This is a genomic window from Enterococcus dongliensis (assembly GCF_031927985.1).
Taxonomy (GTDB): domain Bacteria; phylum Bacillota; class Bacilli; order Lactobacillales; family Enterococcaceae; genus Enterococcus_A; species Enterococcus_A dongliensis.
Genome location: NZ_JARPZC010000003.1, coordinates 131,302 through 147,948, shown reverse-complemented (window position 1 = coordinate 147,948; position 16,647 = coordinate 131,302). Strand labels below are relative to the sequence as shown.

Here is a 16,647-nt window from a genome sequence, read left to right as displayed (position 1 = left end):
ATATAATAGACACAATCAATCGATAGGCTTAAATGAGTAGAAAAGTTGATTTAATAATGATTAGCTGCTGAGTGAACTCAAATGTACCTTAGAGAAAATTTTTCATGAGCAGGAATTAGGAGGAACTAGAATGAATAATAAAGAAATCGTTGCACAGGCTGTTTTTGAAGTAGTTAAAGAGAATCTCACATTGTCAGAAGTGGCACGCTTATTAGAAAATCCAAAGTCAGTCGATCATGGGGATGTAGCTTTTCCAGCATTTTCTTTAGCTAAAGTGTTTCGAAAAGCTCCGCAACAAATCGCGGCTGAATTAGCAGAAAAAATCAATCCAGAAGCATTTGAAAAAATTGAAGTTGTTGGTCCATACTTAAATTTCTTTATGAAAAAAGAAGTTATTTCTAGCATGGTCTTAAAACAAATTGCAAAAGAAGGCAGTCATTTCGGCGATAGCAATATCGGCAATGAAGGAAACGTCACGATTGACATGTCTTCACCCAATATCGCCAAACCAATCTCGATGGGACACTTGCGTTCTACGGTAATTGGAAACTCCATCAGCTTGATTTTAAGCAAGATAGGCTATAATCCAATTAAAATCAATCATCTAGGCGACTGGGGAACTCAATTTGGCAAACTGATTGTAGCTTACAAAAAATGGGGGTCAGAAGAAAAAGTCAAAGCAGAGCCCATCAATGAACTTTTACGGCTATATGTAGAATTTCATGAAAAAGCAGAAGAAGAACCTGAATTAAATGATGAGGCCCGCGCATGGTTCAAAAAACTAGAAGAAAACGATGAAGAAGCGTTAGCATTATGGAAATGGTTCCGCAGTGAATCGTTAAAAGAATTCAACAAAATCTATGGTATGTTGGAAGTTGAGTTTGATTCATATAATGGAGAAGCGTTCTACAATGACAAGATGGATGAAGTTGTTACAATGTTGGAGGAAAAACATTTACTTCAAACAAATGAAGGCGCAGAAATCGTTGATCTTGAGCAATATGGATTAAATCCAGCCTTGATTAAAAAATCAGATGGGGCGACATTATACATCACGCGTGATTTGGCGGCAGCACTTTATCGTAAGCGTGAATACAATTTTGTGAAATCATTGTATGTTGTCGGTAACGAACAAAGCGGACATTTCAAACAGTTGAAAGCTGTTTTGAAAGAACTATCTTTTGATTGGTCCGATGAAATGGTTCATGTTCCATTTGGTTTAATCACTAAAGATGGCAAAAAGTTATCAACACGTAAAGGAAAGATTGTTTTATTAGAAGAAGTGTTGAATGAAGCCAATGATTCCGCTTTAGCCCAAATCCAAGAGAAAAATCCTGAGCTGCCAAACAAAGAAGAAGTTGCTCATCAAGTTGGTGTCGGAGCGGTTGTCTTCCACGACTTAAAAAATGATCGATTGAATAACTTTGACTTTAATTTGGAAGAAGTTGTCCGTTTTGAAGGAGAAACAGGGCCGTATGTTCAATACACCCATGCTCGTGCAATGACTATTTTAGAAAAAGCTGATTTTGTGATTGATCCTGAAGCGGTATATGCAGTAAATGATGCGGATAGTTGGGAGATCATCAAACTGCTTCAAAGTTATCCAGAAGTAGTCATGCAAGCAGCCGATCAATATGAACCATCTGTGATTGCCAAGCATTCGATCCGTTTAGCACAAGCCTTCAATAAATATTATGCTCATACCAAAGTTTTAGTCGATGATGATCAAAAAGAGGCACGTCTCGCCTTAGTCCATGCCGTGACAGTCATCTTAAAAGAAGATCTGCGTCTATTAGGTGTTCATGCACCAAATAAAATGTAAGTTGTTAAAAGAAAGTCGTGTCAATCACGACTTTCTTTTTTTTCTCCAATTAGCCTGCAAGTATGGTATATTTTAAGAAAACGTGTCAAGACACATCGGAGGGAACTCATGAAAAAAATTTGGTTCAGTTTATTTTGTGCAGGATTATTACTAGTTTTAACAAGTTGCGGTCAAGGACAAGCAGAACAGCAAGATGCAGAAACAAAGCAAAAAATAGCGTTAATATTGGGATTTGGCGGCGTTGATGATCGTTCTTTTAATCAAGCTGGTTGGGAAGGACTTGAAAAATGGGGCGCTGCTAAAAAATTACAAGCAAAAAAAGATTTTACTTACATTGAAACAAATGATCCGCAAGAAAACAGCACAAATATTAATCAGGCAGTCGAAAATAGATTTACGACGATTATTAGTTTGAGTTACTTGCAAGCAGATGCGCTGGAAGAAGCAGCCAAGCAACATCCTGAGCTAAAATTCGCCTTGGTCGATGGAGAAGTCAAGGGAATAAAGAATGTCGTTTCCGCAACATTTAAAGACCAAGAAAGTGCTTATTTAGCTGGTCTTGCAGCGGCTTATACGACAAAGACCAACGAGGTTGGATTTATTGGCGGGATGGAAGGGCCGGTGATCCAACGTTTTCAAAAAGGATTTGAAGCCGGAGTCGAAGCTGGCGCGAAAGAATTGAAAAAAGAAATCAAAGTAAGTGTGCAATATGCTGCATCCTATGATGCTCCAGATAAAGGAAAAGTGATTGCAGCCGCAATGTATGAAGCGGGTGCAGATATTTTATATCAAGCAGCTGGTAGTACGGGAGCCGGTGTTTTTCAAGAAGCTAAAGCTCGTAATGAAAATGCCCCCGATCAAAAAGTTTGGGTGATTGGAGTTGATCGTGATCAAAGCGATGAAGGCAATTATCAATTAGCTGATGGTAAAATGGGTAACTTTACTTTAACTTCAACGAAGAAAAATGTGGGAGCAGCAGTTACTGAAATTGCTGAATCAATTTCTGATAATAAGTTTTCTGGGGGAAAAAGCCTGCATTTTGGATTGAAAGAAGCCGGAGTTGATCTAACTGACGGACAATTATCTGAAAGTGCCCGCCAAGCAGTCGCAGTTGCCAAAAATAAAATTATCAAAGAGGAATTAATCGTTCCAGAAAAATAAAAAAACAAGGTGTCAATCTCATTTTCCGAGATCGATACCTTGTTTGTCTTTTTGCAGGTGTTAGTCATTTCCTGCCGTCTTGATAGTAGTAAAGATAGATTCTTGCGTGGGGTTTTGCAAAAAATCAGCAACCTTTTGGGCATCTTCAGGTGTTTTAGAGATGATAATAATCGTATCGAAACTGGCCATAGTAGCAACGATCAATTCACTGGAAAGATCATCTAAGACAGAAGCCAATAAATGTGCGTTGTCCGGCAAAGTATTGACGATTGTCATAAATTGAACTGTAGCAACTTTGACAATGACGTCACTTGTCATACGGATCAATCGCTTAATATCGTCATCTTCCGTCGGAGTTTGATGGTCTTGGAATAATTCAAAGCGCGGTTTCCCAGATTCATCAATTGTTTTTACGATTTTCAGGTCGCGAATGTCTCTTGAAATCGTCGCTTGAGTCGCTGAGACATGATATCGTTGCAGATAATCCATTAATTCATTTTGATTACGAATCGGATTTTCCGAAATAATTTGTTTGATTAATTCATGGCGGTCTTTTTTTCGCATAAAAATCTCCTTATTTCTTATAGAATGCAGTTTTTCTAGTCGATAAGTTTCTCTTGATCAGCTCAATCTTTTGTCCTTTGAAAACACAACTAGTCGCTTTATTCATCTAGCAAGCTGAATAATAATTATGCACTCAGTATAGCAGAAAAAGTATTTTTGGGCAGTATTCCTTCATAAATATTAATCTCCAATCTAACAGAGAAAAAAAGATTGATTTATTAAAAATATTCTTGTATAATTACTAATTGTGTGTAGGCGACTACAACGCAAAAATCCACATTCTGACTTGATTTGTAAAGTGGTGCTGCATCGTCAGTTCTTTACAAAAACGAGAGCAGAAGAGGAAAACAAAAAACCAATTGGAGGAAACACAAATGTCAGTATTGTCTATGAAACAATTACTAGAAGCCGGCGTACACTTTGGTCACCAAACTCGTCGCTGGAACCCAAAAATGAAGAAATATATCTTCACAGAAAGAAACGGAATCTACATCATTGACTTACAAAAAACAGTCAAGTTAGTAGACGTTGCTTACGATTACATGAAAGATGTTGCTGAAGACGGCGGCGTTGCATTGTTCGTAGGTACTAAAAAACAAGCTCAAGAAGCAATCAAAGAAGAAGCAATCCGCGCTGGTCAATACTATGTAAACCACCGTTGGTTAGGCGGAACTTTAACAAACTGGGATACAATCCAAAAACGTATCGCTCGTTTGAAACAAATCAATGCAATGGAACAAGACGGTACTTTCGAAGTATTGCCTAAAAAAGAAGTTGTTGGTTTGAACAAAGAACGTGAACGTTTAGAAAAATTCTTAGGCGGTATCGCTGATATGCCTCGCATCCCAGATGTTATGTATATCGTTGATCCTCGTAAAGAACGTATTGCTGTTCAAGAAGCTCAAAAATTAAACATTCCAATCGTAGCTATGGTTGATACAAACTGCGATCCAGATGAAATCGACGTAGTAATCCCTTCAAATGATGATGCGATTCGTGCGGTGAAATTAATCACTGCTAAAATGGCTGATGCTTTCATCGAAGGTAATCAAGGGGAAGATCAAGTAGCTGAAGAAGACTTCGTAGCTGAAGATGGCGGACAAGCAACTTCAATCGAAGAAATCGTTGATGTAGTGGAAGGCGACAATGCTTCTACTGAATCAGCTGAATAATCTAGTAGCTTATGCTGCTTCAAAGTAAATATATTCCTTTGAAGCAGCTTTTTTAGAAAAATTAAGGAGGCCCTTAAAATGGCAGACGTAACAGCTAAAATGGTAAAAGAACTACGCGACATGACTGGCGTAGGGATGATGGATGCAAAACGCGCATTAGTAGAAGTAGAAGGCGACATTGAAAAAGCTGTAGATCTTTTACGCGAAAAAGGTATGGCTAAAGCAGCTAAGAAAAATGACCGTATCGCCGCTGAAGGTTTAGCTTCAGTTGCAATCCATGGAAATACTGCTGCAATCGTAGAAGTAAACTCTGAAACAGACTTCGTTTCTAAAAATGAAATGTTCCAAAACTTAGTTAAAGAAATCGCAGAATTAGTTGCTGAACATAAACCAGCTGACATGGATGCAGCGATGAAATTAACAAATGCTAAAGGTGAAACTTTAGATGCTGCATTGATTGAAGCTACTCAAGTTATCGGTGAAAAAATCAACTTCCGTCGTTTCAAAGTTGTTGAAAAAGAAGACAATGCAGCATTTGGCGGCTACCTACACATGGGCGGACGTATCGCTGTTTTAGCATTATTGAACGGTACAACTGATGAAACAGTTGCAAAAGACGTTGCGATGCACGTTGCGGCAATTAATCCTCGCTATGTAGATGAAAGCCAAATTCCAGACTCAGAATTAGAACATGAAAAAACAGTTCTAACTGAACAAGCATTAAATGAAGGCAAACCAGCTAATATCGTTGAAAAAATGGTTATTGGCCGTTTGAACAAATTTAAAGCAGAAATCGCTTTGGTTGATCAACCATTCGTTAAAGATCCTGATATGACTGTTGAAAAATATGTATCTTCTAAAGGTGCGACAGTTGAAAGCTTCGTTCGTTTCGAAGTCGGCGAAGGTATCGAAAAACGCGAAGATAACTTTGTAGAAGAAGTTATGAGCCAAATCAAAAAATAATTCTGTTTTCCAACAGGTGGGAACGCACGGGAGATGTGCGCTCCCTTTTTTTAAGCAAATCCAAATTTGGCTGGCTTCAAAGACAGAATATGCTAAAATATCAGTAGAGTGACAGTGGAGGTATTGTGATGAATGAACCAAAGTATAAACGTGTAGTATTGAAACTTAGTGGAGAAGCCTTAGCAGGTGATGAGAAATTCGGCATCAATCCACCAGTGATCCAAGAGATCGTTGAAGAAATCAAAGAGGTTCATGATCTAGGAATCGAAATGGCAATCATCGTTGGCGGCGGCAACATTTGGCGTGGACAAATCGGTGCACAAATGGGGATGGAACGTGCACAAGCAGACTATATGGGGATGTTAGCAACTGTGATGAATGCTTTAGCGTTACAAGATGCCTTAGAAAATATCGATGTCCCAACACGGGTCCAAACATCTATAGAGATGCGACAAATCGCAGAACCATACATTCGCCGCAAAGCAGAACGTCATCTTGAAAAAGGGCGTATCGTAATCTTTGCCGGTGGAACAGGGAATCCTTATTTTTCAACGGATACAACTGCGGCATTAAGAGCAGCAGAGGTCAATGCAGATGTAATCTTAATGGCAAAAAATAATGTCGATGGCGTTTATTCGGCTGATCCAAAACTTGATGAAAATGCAGTGAAATATGAAGAATTGACCCATTTAGATGTGATCTCCAAAGGGTTGCAAGTCATGGATTCGACTGCAAGTTCATTGAGTATGGACAATGATATTCCACTTGTTGTCTTTAATTTAAATGAACCAGGAAATATTAAACGAGTTGTACTCGGTGAAAACATCGGGACGACTGTAAGGGGGAAATAACATGGCAGATGCAGTAATGAATGAAGCAAAAGACAAAATGAAAAAAGCACAAGAGGCCTTGCAACGTCAATTAGGACAAATTCGTGCTGGGCGCGCAAATGCAAGTTTGCTTGATCGCATCACAGTTGATTATTACGGTGTTCCAACACCCGTTAATCAAATGGCATCAATCACGATTCCTGAAGCACGCGTATTGATGGTTACACCATTTGACAAAAATATGATCAAAGATGTTGAAAAAGCGATTTTAGCTAGCGATATCGGCTTGAATCCTGCCAATGATGGAAATGTGATTCGTTTAGTGATTCCTCAATTGACAGAAGAACGCCGGAAAGAATTGGCTAAAGAAGTGAAAAAAGAATCTGAAGGCGCAAAGATTGCTGTTCGTAACATTCGCCGCGATGCGATGGATGACTACAAAAAACAACAAAAAAACGGCGACTTGACTGAAGATGATCTACGCAACGTTGAAAAAGATATTCAAACATTAACAGATGAAAACATCAAAGCAATCGATCAAATTGTTACAGAAAAAGAAAAAGAATTATTAGAAGTTTAAGTTAAAAACTGGTGTGCATTCATTGTATACCAGTTTTTTTGTTAGTTATTGGATAAGTTTAGCTTGGTACAAATCTTATATCTATCCAAAAATATGGCCAACACTTAGTTGAAACAAAAACATGAGTATATTGAAAGTTTGAAAAAGTCTAAATACCCATAGATAGTCATAGGCAAGCATTTAGATTATTGCTATAATGGCTGATGAATCTAAATACTTGCTTATTTTCTGAAAAATTTAGGAAATGGATTAAGAGAGGTATTAGTTAAAAGTAGGAGGGAAAATATGGTCTTACGTTTTTTTCCACAGAAAGAAAAATATACACCAGAAGAATCCAGTTTCAATTTCGATCCTGAAGGAGCAATTCCAAAACATATTGCAATTATTATGGATGGCAATGGGCGTTGGGCGCAAAATCGTCGTCTTCCTAGAATTGCCGGTCATAAAGAAGGAATGGAGACTGTCAAAAAAATTACCAAACATGCGAATCGTTTAGGAGTCAAAGTACTGACGTTGTATGCTTTTTCAACGGAAAATTGGAAACGGCCGGAAGAAGAAGTAAAATTTTTGATGCAGCTACCAGTAGATTTTTTTGATACCTTCGTACCAGAGTTGATCAAAGAAAATGTTCGAGTTCATGTGATGGGTTACGAAGAATATTTACCTGCCCATACACAAGATGCAGTGAAACGAGCGATTGAACAAACTGCACAAAATGATGGCCTTGTTTTGAATTTTGCACTAAACTACGGCAGTCGGGCAGAAATCGTTACCGCAATCAAACAGATAGCACAAGAAGTTAAAGATGAAAAACTCGCTGTAGAAACAATTGATGATACCATTGTAGGGGATCATTTAATGACGGGCTTTTTGCCACAAGAATTACGAGACCCGGAATTAGTCGTTCGCACAAGTGGCGAAGAACGGATCAGTAATTTTTTGCTGTGGCAGTTAGCTTATAGCGAATTGTATTTTACTAAAGCTTTGTGGCCAGATTTTGATGAAGATCACTTAAAAGCTGCCATCGCTTCTTTCCAACAAAGAAATCGGCGTTTTGGAGGCTTGAACAAGGAGGAGAAAAAATGAGACAGCGAGTAATCACCGCAGTCGTCGCGTTAGCGATTTTTATTCCAATTCTATATGTAGGCGGGATTGCTGTAGAACTTGCAGCAGCGGTGTTAGCAGGAGTTGGTGTGTATGAATTATTTCGTATGAGGGGACTAACAATCCTCAGTTTTGAAGGGGTACTTTCCATAATAGGTGCAGTTTTTCTTGTTTTACCAGCAGAACGTTGGCTGCCTTTTTTAAGTGGGGAAAATAGTAATTTCTTACTATTTTATTTGACAGTAATGATGATTTTAGGTTTTTCAGTAGTATCAAAAAATACCTATACAATCGATGAAGCTGGTTTTCCCGTTGTGGCTAGTTTGTATGTAGGCGTAGGATTTCAAAATTTAGTAACGGCACGTGCAGAAGGGTTAGCTATTTTATTGTTTGCTTTCTTCGTTGTTTGGGCAACGGATATCGGTGCGTACATGGTAGGTCGTCAAATCGGCAAGCATAAACTTTGGCCAGATATCTCACCTAACAAGACCATTGAAGGAGCACTAGGCGGAATCGTTAGTGCAATCGTTGTTGCAGTGATCTTTGTCTTGGTCCAACCACAAGTATTTCAACACAATTTAGTGACGATGATTATTTTTACAATCATTTTCTCAGTAGTTGGTCAGTTTGGTGATCTAGTAGAATCTGCAATCAAACGTCATTATGGTGTGAAAGATTCCGGCACTATTTTACCGGGACATGGTGGTATTTTGGATCGTTTCGATAGCATGTTGTTTGTTTTTCCTATGATGCATTTATTAGGTGTTTTCTAAAGAGCGGAAACGCTCTTTTTTTTTAAATTTTCTTTGAAAAGAGCTGTATTTTTTTGAGTCTATGATAAACTAACTCTAAGAAATAAATGAAGGTAGGAAAATTATGCGTACGATTATTACGTTTTTAATCGTTTTTGGTGTCCTGGTGATTGTTCATGAGTTTGGCCACTTTTTCTTTGCGAAACGCTCAGGGATATTGGTTCGTGAATTTTCAATTGGAATGGGCCCAAAATTGATTGCTCATATGGGAAAAGACGGAACAACTTATACATTGCGTTTGCTGCCAATTGGCGGTTATGTCCGAATGGCTGGTTTAGAAGATGAAGAGACGGAATTAAGTCCTGGAATGCCGCTTTCAGTGGAGCTGACCGATCAAAACGAAGTACGACGTATCAACGTCAGCAAGAAAGTCCAATTGCCTAATAGTATTCCAATGGAATTGATTTCAGCAGACTTGGTCGATGCGCTTACGATTAAGGGCTATGTAAATGGTGATGAGAGTCAAGAGACGACTTATAAAGTCCAGCATGATGCGACGGTCATCGAAGAAAGTGGAACAGAAGTCCGCATCGCACCACGCGATGTCCAATTTCAATCTGCAAAATTAGGTGCACGAATCTTGACTAATTTTGCAGGACCGATGAATAATTTTCTTTTGACGATTATTCTTTTTATTGCGTTGGCATTTTTGCAAGGTGGGGTAGCAGATTATAATACGAATCAGATCGGCACCGTACAAGCAGGCAGTCCGGCAGCTGTTGCTGGCTTAAAAGATCATGACGCAATCGTTGCGGTCGAAGGAGAAAAAATTTCTTCATGGGATGACCTAACAACTACTGTCACGAAAAAGCCCGGAAAGAAATTGACAGTCGTCATCGAGCAAGACGGGAAACAAAAAACAGTTCAAATGACGCCTAAGAGCGTGGAGAGCAATGGTCAAAAAGTCGGTCAAATTGGTGTGACACCTTATCTTAAAACGAGCTTTTTAGATAAAATCGTTGGTGGCTTGACTCAGTCATGGGAAATGACTCAAAATATTTTCAGTGCGTTAGGTTCATTGTTTAGCGGCTTTAGTTTAGATAAACTTGGAGGACCGGTAATGATGTATCAAATGTCTGCTGAAGCTTCACGAGCAGGTCTTAAGACAGTCATCTACTTGATGGCAGTGTTATCAGTCAACTTAGGGATTGTCAACTTGTTGCCCATCCCAGCATTTGATGGAGGGAAAATTTTATTGAACCTTATCGAAGGCTTGCGGGGAAAACCTCTCGATCCAGCTAAAGAAGGCTTGATTACTATGATTGGTTTTGGTTTTATCATGCTTCTAATGATTTTAGTCACATGGAACGATATTCAACGTTTCTTCTTTTAAATGAAAGGATCGAATTTTTTCGATCCTTTTTCTAATGCAATCATAAATAAAAACAGGTATACTGGAACATACTTGAAAAAGTGAAGGAGATGTCATTTTGTCTAAAAATCGTGAGTTGTTCGAAAATTTATTACGACAAATTGAACTAGCCGAGACCGAGCAACAACATCCAGCGATCCAAGCAGCAGAGATCCGCGAAGTAGTTGTTCACGAAAAATCTCGGATGTGGGAATTTTTTATTCAAACCCCGCAAATTTTACCAGCTAAATTGTTTTATACCTTTCATCAAAAGTTGCAACTAGCCTTTCAATCGATCGCAAAGGTAAAATTACATATCGTACCAGATGACAGACAGTTTGAAGAAGCTCTCTTACAAAATTATTGGCAACTGGCATTAGGTGAGCAAGAATGTGATACTCCCTTAGTTAAACAAGTTTTAAGCCAGCCGTTGCCGCTGATTCAAGATAAGCGGATTGTTTTATTGATTGACAATGAGACAGTCATCCCCTTTTTGAAACAGCAGTATTTACCAAAGATCGAAGAAAATCTAGTCTCATATGGTTTTCCTCATTTGCGGATCGACCCAGAAGTAGACAAAGAACAAGCAGATAAAAAACTACAAGAATTTGAGGCTCGTAAACAAGAACAGGCACAGGTGATGCAAGAACAAGCCGCCGCTAGCTTGGCTCAATATGAATCAAAGAAAAAAGAAAAGAAAGAAAATACTGCTCATTTTGATGGACCAATCCAAATGGGACGAAATATCCCAGCTGATGAAGCAATCACACCAATGGGAAATATCATTGAAGAAGAACGCCGGATTACTATTGAAGGTTTTATTTTCGATAAAGAAGTTCGAGAATTACGTTCAAAACGAAAGATTCTGATCTTAAAAATGACTGACTATACTTCATCATTTGTAGTGAAAAAATTCTCCAATGGTGAAAAAGATGAAGCTATTTTTGATGCTATTGCAAACAATAGTTGGATCCGTGTCCGAGGAAGCGTACAAGAAGATACGTTTATGCGTGATCTAGTTATGAATGCTCAAGATATCCAAGAAGTAAAACATCCGCAACGACAAGATACTGCTACTGAAAAACGTTCGGAATTACATTTACACACTAATATGAGTACGATGGATGCAATCAACAGTGCCGGTGAATTGGTTGCTCAAGCAGGGAAATGGGGACATAAAGCCATTGCGATTACCGATCATGGCGGAGCTCAATCATTTCCAGAAGCTCATGCAGCCGGCAAAAAAGCCGGTGTGAAAATTTTATACGGAGTTGAAGCCAATGTCGTTTCTGATGGTGTGCCAATTGCTTATAACGATGCCCATGAATCTTTGACAGACGCTACCTATGTCGTGTTTGACGTGGAAACGACGGGTCTATCTGCTGTTTACGATACAATCATTGAATTAGCTGCTGTCAAAATGCACAAAGGAAACGTCATTGATACTTTTGAAGAGTTTATTGATCCAGGACATCCATTGTCAGAAACCACAATCAATTTGACAGGAATCACTGACGAGATGGTTCGTGGATCAAAACCAGAAAAAGAAGTCATGGAATTGTTTGAAAAATTCTGTGAAGGAGCGATCTTAGTCGCACATAATGCGACGTTTGATATTGGCTTTATTAATACAACTTACGTTCGCCATGATATGTCGGAAACGCCTAATCCGGTTATTGATACCTTGGAGCTGGCCCGATTCTTATATCCAGAATTTAAACGATTTGGGTTAGGCGTGTTGACTAAAAAGTTTGGTGTCAGCTTGGAACAACATCACCGAGCAGTTTATGATGCGGAAGCAACTGGTCATTTAGCCTGGATCTTTGTCAAAGAAGCAATGGAAAAACACGAGATGATTTATCATGATCAATTAAATGATCATGTAGGTGAAGGGGATTCTTACAAACGAGCCCGTCCTTTTCACGCTACAATTTTGGCTAAAAACCAAGATGGATTAAAGGATCTATTCAAATTGATCTCCATGTCTAATGTGGAATACTTTGAACGAGTTCCGCGAATCCCGCGTTCACAGCTAAGTAAGATGCGAGAAAATCTATTGATCGGTTCTGCCTGTTCACAAGGCGAGATCTTTGAAGCAATGATGCAAAAAGGGGTAGAAGAAGCAAAAAAACGTGCGGTTTTCTATGACTATATCGAAGTGATGCCAAAAGCAGTTTATGCGCCATTACTCGAACAAGAGTTGGTAAAAAGCGAAGCTGACCTAGAAGATATTTTGCGAAACTTGATTCAGATCGGCAAAGAATTAAATAAGACTGTCGTAGCAACAGGCGATGTTCATTATTTAAATAAAGAAGATGCAATCTATCGAAAAATTCTCATCAGCTCGATGGGTGGAGCGAATCCGTTGAATCGTCACAGTTTGCCCGATGTTCATTTCCGAACAACCGATGAAATGCTGCAAGCTTTTAGTTTCTTAGGGCCAGAATTGGCAAAAGAAATCGTTGTAGCTGGTCCTAATACAATCGTTGATAGCTGTGAAGAAATTATTCCAGTCAAAGATGAGTTGTACACACCGAAAATTCCTGGTTCAGAAGAAGAAATCAAAAAATTAAGTTATGATCGGGCTCGGGAATTGTATGGCGATCCATTGCCAGAGATTATTGAAAAGCGTTTAGAAAAAGAATTGACTTCGATTATCGGTAATGGGTTTTCAGTTATCTATCTGATTGCTCAGAAATTAGTCCATAAAAGTAATGCAGATGGTTATTTAGTAGGCTCACGTGGATCAGTCGGCTCGAGTTTTGTCGCAACGATGACTGGGATCACTGAAGTTAATCCACTACCGCCGCATTATTATTGTCCTGAGTGCCAGTACTCTGAATTTTTTGAAGACGGGTCTTATGGTTCAGGTTTTGATATGCCGGAAAAAGCTTGTCCAAAATGTGGTGCACGGCTTAATAAAGACGGACACGACATTCCTTTTGAGACATTTTTAGGATTCCACGGAGATAAAGTACCTGATATCGATTTGAACTTTTCTGGTGATTACCAGCCAGAGGCGCATAACTATACGAAAGTATTGTTTGGTGAAGAATATGTTTATCGTGCTGGGACGATTGGTACAGTTGCCGATAAGACTGCGTATGGATTTGTCAAAGGCTATGAACGCGATCACAATTTACATTTCCGTAATGCGGAGGTTGATCGTTTAGCCAAAGGGGCAACGGGAGTCAAACGAACGACTGGACAACATCCAGGTGGGATAATCGTTATTCCTGATTATATGGATGTTTATGATTTTACTCCGATTCAGTACCCAGCGGATGATCGAAACTCTGAATGGAAAACAACGCACTTTGATTTCCATTCGATCCACGATAATGTATTGAAATTAGATATCTTGGGTCACGATGATCCAACGGTGATTCGGATGCTGCAAGAATTATCAGGAATTGATCCTAAAACGATTCCGACAGATGATCCCGAAGTAATGAAGATTTTTTCTGGCCCACAAGTTTTAGGAGTTGAACCAGATCAAATCTATTCAAAAACAGGGACTTTAGGTATTCCAGAGTTTGGGACTCGCTTTGTTCGCGGGATGTTAGAAGAAACCAGCCCAACTACTTTTGCTGAATTATTGCAAATTTCTGGATTGTCTCATGGGACAGATGTTTGGCTGGGTAATGCGGAAGAATTGATTAGCCGCGGAGAAGCAAATCTAGCAGAAGTTATCGGTTGTCGGGATGATATCATGGTGTATTTGATTCATGCGGGACTTGATAGTGGGATGGCCTTCAAAATCATGGAGACCGTTCGTAAAGGGCAATGGAATAAAATTGATGAGGAATTACGTGAAACGTATTTATCTGCCATGAAAGAAAACAATGTTCCTGATTGGTATATTGATTCATGTTCTAAGATTAAGTATATGTTCCCCAAAGCCCATGCGGCAGCTTATGTACTGATGGCGTTGCGAGTAGCATATTTTAAAGTCTATTTTCCTATTCTTTATTACTGTGCCTATTTTTCCGTTCGTGCCGATGATTTTGATTTAGTTGCGATGGCAAAAGGCAAAGATGCAGTGAAAGCGGCGATGAAGGCTATCACGGATAAAGGAATGGACGCATCGACAAAAGAAAAGAACCAGCTGACTGTTTTGGAATTATGTAACGAAATGCTGGAGCGGAATTTCCATTTTGGGATGATTGATCTGTATAAGTCAGATGCCCAAGATTTCGTGATTGATGGTGATACATTGATTGCACCTTTCCGTGCAGTGCCAGGGCTTGGACTAAACGTAGCAAAACAGATTGTCGAAGCACGTAAGGATGGTGTTTTCTTATCAAAAGAAGATCTAGCCTCACGTGGGAAAGTATCAAAGACTTTGATTGAATACATGGATACCCATGGTGTTTTGAAAGATCTACCAGATGAAAATCAACTTTCACTTTTTGATATGTAAAGAAAAGGATAAATTCCAACCTAAAATGAAAGAAACTCTCATTATGAAAATGAGAAGGTTGAATTTTCAAAGAATTTATGCTAATATAACAAAGTAATCATAGACTGATGGTGAGTGAGCGGATTTTTCGCTCACTCTTTTTAATGGATTAAAGGAGGCTGACAGTTTGAGCAGTGTAGTCGAAACAGTGACTGACTTAGTAACACCCATTTTGGATGAGCAAAATTTTGAGTTAGTCGAAGTGGAATTCGTCAAAGAAGGAAAAAGTTGGTTTTTAAGAGTGTTTATCGATAAAGAAGGCGGCATCGATATTGAAGAATGTGCTTTTGTCAGCGAGAAACTCAGTGATAAGTTGGATTCGTTCGATCCAGATCCAATCCCGCAAGCATATTTTCTTGAAGTTTCTTCACCAGGGGCCGAACGTCCATTGAAAAAAGAAAAAGATTACCAAAACGCAATCGGCCAATACATCAACGTTTCGTTGTATCAAACGATTGATGGTGAGAAACAATATCAAGGCTTCTTAAAAGAAGTGACTGAAGATACATTAATATTGACAGTCAAAATCAAAACACGTACTAAAGATATGGTTTTTGAACGTAAGAATATTGCAAAAGCCCGTTTTGCGATCGAATTTTAAGTTGAAATCAAACCTATTTTTTTCAAAAAATAGATTCGTTAATATGAACTAGGGAGAAAGTTAAAATGAGTAAAGAAATGCTAAATGCTTTGGATACTTTAGAAGCAGAAAAAGGTGTTTCGAAAGAAATCGTGATCGAAGCGTTGGAGGCAGCTTTAGTCTCTGCATATAAACGCCACTATGGTCAATCTCAAAACGTTGAAGTTGAATTCAACGAGAAAAAAGGGGATATCCATGTATATGCCGTAAAAGAAGTGACGGAAGAAGTCATGGATTCACAATTAGAAGTTTCATTGAAAGATGCGATGGCTATCAACCCAGCATATGAAATCGGTGATACGATTCGTTTTGAAGTAACACCCAAAGACTTTGGCCGGATTGCTGCTCAAACAGCGAAACAAGTTATTTTACAACGTGTGCGTGAAGCTGAACGCAGTATTATCTATAATGAATACAGCGCCTACGAAAACGATATCATGCAAGGTGTGGTAGAACGTCAAGACAATCGTTACATCTATGTCAATTTAGGTAAGATCGAAGCGGTCTTATCAAAACAAGACCAAATGCCCAATGAACATTACAAGCCCCATGATCGGATAAAGGTTTACGTTTCACGAGTAGAAAATACGTCAAAAGGACCACAAGTTTTTGTAAGTCGCAGTCATCCGGATTTATTGCGCCGCTTATTTGAACAAGAAATTCCAGAAGTCTATGATGGAATCGTGGAAATTGTCAGCATCGCTCGTGAAGCTGGTGACCGCGCAAAAGTAGCTGTTCGTTCAACAGATCCTAATATCGATCCAGTGGGAACATGTGTAGGTCCTAAAGGTCAACGTGTTCAAGCAATCGTCAACGAATTAAAAGGCGAAAATATGGACATCGTTGAATGGAATGAAGATCCCGCAGTATTTATTGCGAACTCTTTGAATCCAGCGCAAGTGGAAGATGTTATCTTTGACGTCGCAAATCCAAAAGTTTGTACAGTGGTAGTTCCTGATTATCAATTGTCACTTGCTATCGGTAAACGCGGCCAAAATGCACGGCTTGCAGCTAAACTAACAGCTCATAAGATCGATATCAAATCTGAATCTGACATGGAAGAATTTTACGCAAACTACGATGAATCAGAAGTTGAAGAAATTGATCCAGTGATCGACGAAAAGATTGAAGAAATAACACCAGAATTGACAGAAGATCCTGCTTCTGATCAAACAAAAGAATAGCC

13 protein-coding genes are annotated in these 16,647 nt (G+C 38.9%); 12 read left to right on the top strand and 1 reads right to left on the bottom strand.

Translation table 11 applies throughout. The features are described from left to right. Window positions 1-130 precede the first annotated feature (130 nt). Window positions 131-1,822, top strand: coding sequence for an arginine--tRNA ligase (gene argS / locus P7D84_RS03695; RefSeq protein ID WP_311805059.1), 1,692 nt, complete (start codon window positions 131-133; stop codon window positions 1,820-1,822). Between the two features lie 108 nt (window positions 1,823-1,930). Beyond that, window positions 1,931-2,983: a BMP family lipoprotein gene (locus tag P7D84_RS03690; protein WP_311805057.1), complete on the top strand. Its 1,053-nt coding sequence runs from the start codon at window positions 1,931-1,933 to the stop codon at window positions 2,981-2,983. A 60-nt stretch (window positions 2,984-3,043) separates the two neighbouring features. Here the strand turns inward: P7D84_RS03690 and P7D84_RS03685 are convergent, their stop codons facing one another. Further along, window positions 3,044-3,547, bottom strand: coding sequence for an arginine repressor (locus tag P7D84_RS03685; RefSeq protein ID WP_311801147.1), 504 nt, complete (start codon window positions 3,545-3,547; stop codon window positions 3,044-3,046). Between the two features lie 374 nt (window positions 3,548-3,921). On the opposite strand from P7D84_RS03685, the gene rpsB reads away from it, so the two are divergent. The 10 genes from rpsB (at window position 3,922) to nusA (ending at window position 16,645) form a co-directional block, all read left to right on the top strand. Next, a complete protein-coding gene (rpsB, locus tag P7D84_RS03680; protein WP_311800102.1) occupies window positions 3,922-4,719 on the top strand; it encodes a 30S ribosomal protein S2 in 798 nt (265 codons plus the stop codon). Window positions 4,720-4,797: 78 nt separating this feature from the next. Further along, complete coding sequence (tsf, locus tag P7D84_RS03675; protein ID WP_311800101.1) at window positions 4,798-5,682, top strand: translation elongation factor Ts; 885 nt, start codon at window positions 4,798-4,800, stop codon at window positions 5,680-5,682. 128 nt (window positions 5,683-5,810) lie between these two features. Beyond that, window positions 5,811-6,533 carry a UMP kinase gene (pyrH, locus tag P7D84_RS03670; RefSeq protein WP_311800100.1) on the top strand — a complete coding sequence of 241 codons (723 nt, stop codon included), beginning with the start codon at window positions 5,811-5,813 and terminating at the stop codon, window positions 6,531-6,533. A gap of 1 nt (window position 6,534) precedes the next feature. Continuing rightward, window positions 6,535-7,092 carry a ribosome recycling factor gene (frr, locus tag P7D84_RS03665; RefSeq protein WP_311800099.1) on the top strand — a complete coding sequence of 186 codons (558 nt, stop codon included), beginning with the start codon at window positions 6,535-6,537 and terminating at the stop codon, window positions 7,090-7,092. Between the two features lie 285 nt (window positions 7,093-7,377). Then, the gene (gene uppS / locus P7D84_RS03660; RefSeq protein ID WP_311800098.1) at window positions 7,378-8,178 is read left to right on the top strand and encodes an undecaprenyl pyrophosphate synthase; all 801 of its coding nucleotides are present in this window, start codon (window positions 7,378-7,380) and stop codon (window positions 8,176-8,178) included. After that, on the top strand, window positions 8,175-8,969 hold the full coding sequence (locus P7D84_RS03655) for a phosphatidate cytidylyltransferase (protein ID WP_311800097.1): 795 nt from the start codon (window positions 8,175-8,177) through the stop codon (window positions 8,967-8,969). The genes uppS and P7D84_RS03655 overlap by 4 nt, the downstream gene beginning before the upstream one ends. 103 nt (window positions 8,970-9,072) lie before the next feature. Then, the gene (gene rseP / locus P7D84_RS03650; RefSeq protein WP_311801145.1) at window positions 9,073-10,341 is read left to right on the top strand and encodes an RIP metalloprotease RseP; all 1,269 of its coding nucleotides are present in this window, start codon (window positions 9,073-9,075) and stop codon (window positions 10,339-10,341) included. Window positions 10,342-10,438: 97 nt separating this feature from the next. Then, window positions 10,439-14,782, top strand: a complete 4,344-nt coding sequence (locus tag P7D84_RS03645) for a PolC-type DNA polymerase III (RefSeq protein ID WP_311805054.1) — start codon at window positions 10,439-10,441, stop codon at window positions 14,780-14,782. Between the two features lie 166 nt (window positions 14,783-14,948). Next, window positions 14,949-15,422, top strand: coding sequence for a ribosome maturation factor RimP (gene rimP / locus P7D84_RS03640; RefSeq protein ID WP_311805052.1), 474 nt, complete (start codon window positions 14,949-14,951; stop codon window positions 15,420-15,422). A 65-nt stretch (window positions 15,423-15,487) separates the two neighbouring features. Next, entirely contained in the window at window positions 15,488-16,645 is a 1,158-nt protein-coding gene (nusA, locus tag P7D84_RS03635; protein ID WP_311801142.1) for a transcription termination factor NusA, read from the top strand. Window positions 16,646-16,647 lie beyond the last annotated feature (2 nt).